Annotated in this window: 1 protein-coding gene; it reads right to left on the minus strand. The window is 64.6% G+C overall.

The genetic code is table 11. The features are described from left to right. Positions 1–18: 18 nt before the first annotated feature. Positions 19–1,230 carry an IS110 family transposase gene (locus ACH438_RS46235; RefSeq protein WP_397017718.1) on the minus strand — a complete coding sequence of 404 codons (1,212 nt, stop codon included), beginning with the start codon at positions 1,228–1,230 and terminating at the stop codon, positions 19–21. Between the last annotated feature and the right edge of the window lie 220 nt (positions 1,231–1,450).

The raw sequence follows: 1,450 nt of genomic DNA on the forward strand, positions 1-1,450 counted from the left end.
GGAATCTCAATGAAGATGTCAAGCCCCTCCGGTGGCTGGGATCGGTGCCTGAGGAGTGAATTCCCGGCCGTCGCGCAGCAGTGCCCACAGCACGTCGACCAGTCGGCGGGCGAGCGCTAGGAGTGCCTGGGTATGGATGAGTCGTTCACCGCGTTTGCGGTCGTAGAAGGTCCGGGAGGGGCCGTCTCCTCGGATACTGGACAGTGCGGCCATGTAGAACACTCGGCGCAGGCGTCGGTTGTAGCGTTGCGGGCGGTGCAGGTTGCCGCTGATTCGACCGGAATCCCTTGGCACCGGGACCAATCCAGCGTAGGACGCCAGTCGCCCGGAAGTCGCGAACGTGGCCAGGTCTCCGCCGGTAGCGACGAGGAATTCCGAGCCCAGACCGGGGCCGAAGCCGGGCAGGGACTCGATGATCCGCGCGTGTGGATGCTTGCGAAAGCGGTCGGCGACGAGCTTGTCGGTGTCCTTGATCTCTCGGTCCAGATCGAGCAATTTGCGGGCCATTCGTTTGACCAGCGCGGCGGTGCCGGCCTCACCGGGCAGCGCGAGCTCCTGCTCACCCGCCACTGCCACCGCGGTGGCGGCGGTCTTGCCGATCGCCGCGGGCCAGGCCTTGTTCTCGGCGAGATGGGTTGTGACACCGTTGATTCCGGCTGCGCGGATCTCTCCGGGGGTGCACATTCCGGCGACGAGTATCAGTGGGGTCCGGTTGGAGTAGTCGAACGATGCCTCGAGGCCGGGGAAGATCGAGCCCAGAAGCGCCCGCAACCGGTTGACTCCGCGCACCCAGTCGGCCATCAGATCGGTGCGATAAGCGGTCAGCTGGGTCAATTCGACCACCAGGTCGTCGGGCAGGGTGACCTCGGCCAGATCACCACGCAGGCGTGCAGTTTCGGCGATCACCCGGGCGTCCTTGGCGTCGGTTTTGCCTTCTCCGCGGAACGCGTGGGTCATGGTGTTGACCACTCGGCCGGGGACATAGGCCACGCGCTGGCCCGCGGTCAGCAGCACCGTGATCAGCATCAACGCCATCGGGCTGGTCAGATCGATCGCCCAGCGCACCTCGATACCCATCCCGGCCGCGCGGTCGATCAACGCCTCGATTGCCCGTTGGTCGTTGCCGACCTTGCCCGACCAGCACACCTTGCCGTTCTCATCCACCACGCACGCATGGTGAGTGGCCTTGCCGACGTCTATCCCGACCCATACCAGCGGTCGAACTTTCACGCTCGATCTCCTGTTGTCGCAGGTCAAGCCCGTGGACAACCCCGCCAACAGTTCCCTAACCAGCGACGACTCGCATCAGATCTCAATCAGTGGCCGGAGTGTCCAGCACAGCGGGGCAGCCATTCCTTCCGAGCCACACAAGCAGCAGAACCTCATCAGCTACACCCCACTGTCCTGGGCGTCCAGGGCATCAACCCCAGACACCTACAAACTTAGGGAA

It is taken from the genome of Nocardia sp. NPDC020380 (assembly GCF_044386975.1).
Classification (GTDB): Bacteria; Actinomycetota; Actinomycetes; order Mycobacteriales; family Mycobacteriaceae; genus Nocardia.